4 protein-coding genes and 1 rRNA gene are annotated in these 6491 nt (G+C 33.5%); 2 read left to right on the top strand and 3 right to left on the bottom strand.

Going from position 1 to position 6491, the window contains the following annotated elements:
- Positions 1–85, top strand: a 5S ribosomal RNA gene (gene rrf / locus H7350_RS12350); the annotation flags it as partial.
- Between the two features lie 105 nt (positions 86–190).
- Positions 191–2623 (top strand): helix-turn-helix domain-containing protein, encoded by a 2433-nt coding sequence (locus H7350_RS12345; RefSeq protein WP_204346233.1) that lies wholly within the window; start codon positions 191–193, stop codon positions 2621–2623.
- 58 nt (positions 2624–2681) lie between these two features.
- On the opposite strand, the gene H7350_RS12340 is transcribed toward H7350_RS12345, so the two are convergent.
- The 3 genes from H7350_RS12340 to H7350_RS12330 form a co-directional block, all read right to left on the bottom strand.
- A complete protein-coding gene (locus H7350_RS12340) occupies positions 2682–3530 on the bottom strand; it encodes a T9SS type A sorting domain-containing protein (protein WP_204346232.1) in 849 nt (282 codons plus the stop codon).
- 11 nt (positions 3531–3541) lie between these two features.
- Positions 3542–5002 (bottom strand): SUMF1/EgtB/PvdO family nonheme iron enzyme, encoded by a 1461-nt coding sequence (locus tag H7350_RS12335; protein WP_204346231.1) that lies wholly within the window; start codon positions 5000–5002, stop codon positions 3542–3544.
- A 323-nt stretch (positions 5003–5325) separates the two neighbouring features.
- The gene (locus tag H7350_RS12330) at positions 5326–6468 is read right to left on the bottom strand and encodes an acyl-CoA dehydrogenase (RefSeq protein WP_204346230.1); all 1143 of its coding nucleotides are present in this window, start codon (positions 6466–6468) and stop codon (positions 5326–5328) included.
- Positions 6469–6491 lie beyond the last annotated feature (23 nt).

Raw genomic sequence — 6491 nt, 5'->3', positions numbered from 1 at the left:
TCACCTCTTACCATTCCGAACAGAGAAGTTAAGCCCATTTGCGCCGATGGTACTGCATTTGTGGGAGAGTAGGTCGTCGCCTTTTTTGAAACCCTTATCATATATTTTTATGATAAGGGTTTTTTTTGTTTATAAGAGGATATTTATAATCCTTTTTTTATCTTCATCTGTTAGAGGTATGTATTAGTTTATGGAGTTAAATAAAGAAATAGAATTAGCTTGGGATTTTGTGAATAACACTGATCGTAATGTGTTTTTGACAGGAAAAGCAGGAACAGGTAAGACAACTTTTCTCCATAAATTGAAAATGAATTCCTTAAAGCGAATGGTAGTAGTTGCTCCTACAGGAGTTGCTGCTATTAATGCGAAAGGTGTTACAATACATTCTTTTTTTCAATTGCCTTTTGGTCCTATTCTTCCAAATGACAACCTACAATCATCTTCTGGTTTTTCTAGAAAATTCAGTAAAACAAAGATAAATATTATAAAATCTATAGACTTATTAGTCATTGATGAGATTAGCATGGTTAGAGCCGATTTGTTAGACGGAATAGATAAAACTCTAAGACGTTTTAGAAATAAAAATCTTGTTTTTGGAGGCTTACAGTTATTAATGATAGGTGATTTACAACAGCTATCCCCAGTTATTAAAAATAATGAATGGCAATTATTAAATCCGTTTTATAAAAATGCATTTTTTTTTAGCAGTCTTGCTTATCAAAAGTGCCAAGCTGTTACAGTTGAATTAAAACATATTTATAGACAAGATAACCCTAAGTTTATCAGTATTCTCAATGAAATAAGGACCAATACTTTATCTCAATCTTCAGCTGACGAATTGAATAAAAGATATCAACCTGATTTTGCACCTCTTGATAATGAAGGCTACATTTATTTAACAACTCATAATAGTAAAGCAGAACAAGTAAACAGTTCCGAACTTGAAAAATTAACAAGTAGCATACAAACTTATTCAGCTGTAATTGAAGGTAAGTTTCCCGAATTTTCATATCCAAATAAAGAAGAACTTGCTCTAAAAGTCGGTGCTCAAGTGATGTTTATAAAAAATGATAGCTCAATAGAAAAGAGATATTTCAACGGTAAAATAGGTAAGGTTATTTTTTTAGATGATGACGAAGTTATTGTGAAATGTCCTGACGACGATTTTAATATTATTGTGACTCCAGAAATATGGGAACACATAAATTATAATATCAATGCTGAAACAAAAGAAATTACTGAAAACAAAATAGGTTCGTATACACAAATGCCTCTTCGGTTGGCTTGGTCTATAACAATTCATAAGAGTCAAGGCTTAACTTTTGAAAAAGCTGTTATTGATGCGCAAGGTGCCTTTGCTCACGGTCAAACTTATGTCGCTTTAAGTAGATGTAAAAATTTGGATGGTTTAGTCCTTAAAAGCAAAATTGATTCTAGTCAGATTATTAGCGATTCAAATGTCAATAATTTTAATAAAGAAGCTGAAGAAAATCAGCCTGACGAATCTGTTTTACTAGAATCTAAGGTTACATTTCAATTGAATTTAATCTCAGAAGTCTTTGATTTCTTCACATTCTTAAATCCTATAAACCGTATTTTAGATATTTTTTACAAGAATAGAGGGAGTATTGAAGGACTTGTAGAAGTACCTTTAATTTCGATTAAAAATACTATTACAGGTTTACTTAAAATAGCTAATGGTTTTAATACTCAGCTTAAAGAACTTTCAAGTAATCAACTATTGCCTGAACAAAATCATTTATTGCAAAAACGTTTTAAAAAAGCTATAGCATATTTTACTGATATTACTAAGACAAATATTCAAGAGCCATATAAAACATTAAGTTTTACCACAGACAACAATGCTATAGAAAAAGATATTGTGAAGCAACTAGATGTGTTAGATGAATTACTAGCGACTAAACAACTGTATTTTGACGGTTTAGCAGAAAGTTTTAATCCGACGAAATTCTTAGAACTAAGAAGTAAATCTGTTTTTCTAGTAAAAGATAAGCCTAAAAAGGCTAGAAAATCTGTTATTGACGGAACAACAAATGTTGAACTTTTTGAATTGCTTCGTGAGTTGCGTAATACTATTGCTTTGCGTGAAGACCTTATTCATTATCAAATTTTTACTCAAAAAGCATTATATGCTATGTGTGAACTACTTCCTATAAGTAAAGCCGAATTAAAGCAAATACACGGAATGGGTAAAACAAGAATTGAAAAGTATGGCTCCGAAATTTTAGAAACCATTCGAGGCTATTGTGAAGACAATGATATAGAAACTTCATTAAACGATGACATTTTTAAGACTCAAAAACCTAAGCGTAAAAAAGGAGATACAAAAAAAGTATCTTTAGCACTATTTCAATCTGGAAAATCTATTGAAGATATTGCTAGTGAACGTGAACTTAATATGAATACCATTGTTGGACATTTAGCAAGTTTTATAACATCTGGAGAAGTGAAAATTACCGATTTAATTTCTGAAGATCACTATAATGAATTGAAAGAACTCATTCCAAAGTGTACTTTTGATAACTTATCTGATTTAAAACATCAACTTGATGAAAAATATAGCTATAGTGATATCCGTTTGGTACTTAATTCAATGACGTAATAAGTCAGCAAACCTTGATGTATGACATGAAAGCTTACTGACTTTTAATTACTTTTAATTATTTTTTGACAATTAATCGTTTAGTAATTTCATCAGATTCTGAAAAGATATTTACAAGGTAAACCCCGTCAGCTAAATTAGAAACATCTAAAGAATTTTCAGATGATAACTTTATGCCTATTTTTTTTCCTGATATATCATAAACATCTACAGAAGTAATTAGGATACCATCATTTGGTTTAATTGTTACTATTTGGCTTGCTGGATTTGGATAGAGTAATACGTCCATCTTAATCAAATATTCAGCAACATCTAAGCTTAGATTAGTTGTGTAGCTATTGGTTGCAAATCCATCTCCGCTTCCTCCCTGATAAAGTAATAGCATAACTCCGGAAAGAAAATTATCATTACTGAGTCGACTCGCAAATCCGTCACCGCTTCCTCCTCTGAAAATAATATCAATGACCCCATTAAGTAATTGTCCAAAAGCAAAATCTTTGTCGGCACCATCACCAGAACTTCCAGTATATATCATAGTTAAGTCAGATCCGTTAAGTATAGTTTGATACTTGTTTTGAGAATGGCCATCACCAGAATTCCCAAAATACAAACGACTTAAATCACTACCGGAAATCGTATAAACAGTACTCATTTTTGAAAAGCCATCACCAGAACTACCGTTGTATATTTCAAAGGTATTCTGAGATAGTAATACTTGATTTTTAGCTGCATCATGTCCATCTCCCGAGCTACCTTGATACAGTACTGAAAATGATGCAATGTTTCCATTTAATCGACTTCCATTAAGTACAGATTGATCGCTTCCATCATCAGATCCACCAAAATACTGAGCATTTAAAGTGTTAACCGTTAGGAATGTAAATAATATGTATAGTTTATAACTCATAGTGGGTGGTTTTAATCTGATGAACGCACACCACGAAACCCTAATCTAGTGTTCCCATTAACTATTATATTAGCTGCATCTGTTCGGTCTGATACAAGAATAAATGGCGCTGTATTTGCGTGTGACCCGCCACGATACCCAATTCCTGTAGCACCATCAGGCCAGTTTGGTACATTTGCTTCACCAGCAACCGATAGTATACCATCACCATGATCACCCTGAAAAATTCTACCTTCTGGTATACCAACAGTGATTACACGTTCATATAAATTTCCGCTAAGTTCCATAATCCCATAATAGCTTCCTCCAGTCTCTTCACGATTTTTTGTAATAGCACTGGCAGCAAGAATACCAACTCTCTTAGGTCCAGAAGGGGTACCATTTGTAATAGAAAAAATAATGTTACCAACACCTTCTTCTGGATTAGTAACCTGTTCATTTGGCTCACCTAAATTAATGTACGTGTAAGCGGTTGAAGGCAAATTAGCATTTCCCCAAGCTAACTCATTTGGTTTCGGAGCAATAGGGCCACGACATGACTTTTCATATTCCAGTTCTGTCATATGTCGTAATCCAGCCCAATCTAGATAATTGCTTGTCATTTCAGCTGATACATAATTAAGTGCTACATCTGGAAGTGTTGTTGTCGCATTACTTGCACCTTCAGTCCATGAAATTGCATTACGTGCAAACTCATCATCAGTGTTTTTACCTGTAACACCAGTCACATCATTTGCTTCCCTTTGAGCTTCAGTTAAGGTGTTAAAAAAGTCAACCCATTGTGCTTGACTTACCTCATACTTCATAATATAATAGGCACTAAAGCCTTTAGGAAATGCTGAAGGAATTGGTCCCATTTGATCACCGACATCAATTTCTGAAAACCCTTCGGTATTATCATAATAAAGGTTTCCTGCTGTAGGAGATACGTTTATTGTATTCTCAGAGGTAACCTCATAAGGAATATTAGTGCTGCCTGAGAAGAAATCGCCATTTTCATCACCATTTGTGCCTCCTAAAAAATAAGATCCTTCTGGTACATATACCATTTCAATAGCAAATACCTGAATATCAATAATGTCATTTGGATCTATGGAGCCATAGTCCCATCTCAAACGCATGTTTTGTAAATTGATATCTCCACTTCCATCACTATCTCTGTAAACGAAAGCACCAATACCATCTGCAGAGACGTCAATAGTACTGCCAGTTGCTGCTTGGAAATTAGAAGAATTTATTTGCGCATGTGCCCAATCACCACTGTTTACTCGATATTTGATAAATACCCATGCTGCATCCCAATTAGATGGTCCTGCACTTAATCGCCAGGAATTTTCCCAGCTTAAATCAAATTCTACCTGAACCCAGTCAGGTTCATTTAAGTTCTCTAACGAAATATTACTTACTGTAATATTATTTGCATTCATAACTAAGCAAAGTAAAGTTGCCAATAGCGTAATTTTTGTTTTCATGTTTATGGTTTTTAAATAATTTTCATCAAATGTATTTATAGATTGTGGGGCTTGATATCTAACATGTAACAAAGTATGAAACATATGTTTCAAAGCAATTACAATGAACTAAATTATTGATATACAATAATTTAATTGAGTACAAGTTAGTTGTATTTGAGTTTTATTTTATAAGAATATGTATGAATGGTAAGGAATTTGTCATTTTTAGTAAGTATAAGAGAAGAAATGGTAAAAAAAAGACCCAACTAAAGTTGAGTCTTGTGTAATGTGTTGAATTTTAATATTTTAATCTGTTATAATCATTTAAAATAAAAACGTTTTTAATTTCTTAATACGCCTCTGGAAATTACAATTTTTTGAATTTCAGAAGTCCCTTCATAAATCTGAGTAATTTTAGCATCACGCATTAAGCGTTCCACATGATACTCTTTTACAAATCCGTTTCCACCATGAATTTGAACAGCTTCAACAGTATGCGTCATTGCAACTTGGCTGGCATATAATTTTGCCATAGCACTAGACATGTCATAATTGTTTCCTTGATCTTTATCCCATGCAGCTTTCATGACCAACATACGAGCAGCTTCAATTTCAGTATGCATATCTGCCAATTTGAATGCAATTGCCTGGTGATTTGATATTTCAGTACCAAAAGCTTTACGTTCTTTAGAATATTTTAAAGCTAATTCATAGGCTCCTGAGGCAATTCCTAAAGCTTGAGCAGCAATACCAATTCGACCTCCTGATAATGTTTTCATGGCAAACTTAAAACCAAATCCGTCTTCACCAATTCTATTTTCCTTAGGAACCTTAACATCATTAAACTGTAAGGTGTGAGTGTCACTTCCTCTAATTCCTAATTTATCTTCTTTAGGACCAATATCAAATCCTTCCATGCCTTTTTCAACAATAAAAGCATTAATACCTCGATGTCCTTTTTCCTTATCAGTTTGAGCAATTACCAAATAAACTTCAGCCCTACCACCATTAGTTATCCAATTTTTTGTTCCATTGATGACATAATGATCGCCTTTGTCAATTGCAGTTGTAGCTTGAGATGTAGCATCACTACCAGCTTCAGGTTCACTCAAACAAAAAGCGCCTATTGCTTTTCCTGTAGCTAATCTGGTTAAGTATTTTTGTTTTTGATCTTCGCTACCATAAGCTTCGAGTCCATAACAAACTAATGAGTTGTTTACTGAAACCATTACAGAAGCAGAAGCGTCAATTTTTGATAGCTCTTCCATAATCAATACATAGGATATTGCATCCATACCACTTCCACCGTATTTAGGATCGACCATAATACCCATAAAGCCTAAGTCTCCCATTTTGCGAACTATCTCGTCAGGGAACGTTTGAGCATTATCACGTTCTATTACGCCAGGCAGTAATTCTGTTTGAGCAAAATCGCGAGCCGCATCGCGAATCATAATATGTTCTTCAGTTAAGCTAAAATCCATTGTATATTTAAATTATTGAATTG

It is taken from the genome of Psychroserpens algicola, assembly GCF_014526325.1.
Classification (GTDB): Bacteria; Bacteroidota; Bacteroidia; order Flavobacteriales; family Flavobacteriaceae; genus Psychroserpens; species Psychroserpens algicola.
The sequence above is the reverse complement of the archived record's forward strand: the minus strand, read 5'-3'. Positions and strand labels throughout refer to the sequence as shown.

Bases quoted from the DNA above. Each gene is read 5' to 3' on its own strand.
- H7350_RS12345 (WP_204346233.1), top strand. From the start codon at position 191: ATGGAGTTAAATAAAGAAATAGAATTAGCTTGGGATTTTGTGAATAAC.
- H7350_RS12340 (WP_204346232.1), bottom strand. From the start codon at position 3,530: ATGAGTTATAAACTATACATATTATTTACATTCCTAACGGTTAACACT.
- H7350_RS12335 (WP_204346231.1), bottom strand. From the start codon at position 5,002: ATGAAAACAAAAATTACGCTATTGGCAACTTTACTTTGCTTAGTTATG.
- H7350_RS12330 (WP_204346230.1), bottom strand. From the start codon at position 6,468: ATGGATTTTAGCTTAACTGAAGAACATATTATGATTCGCGATGCGGCT.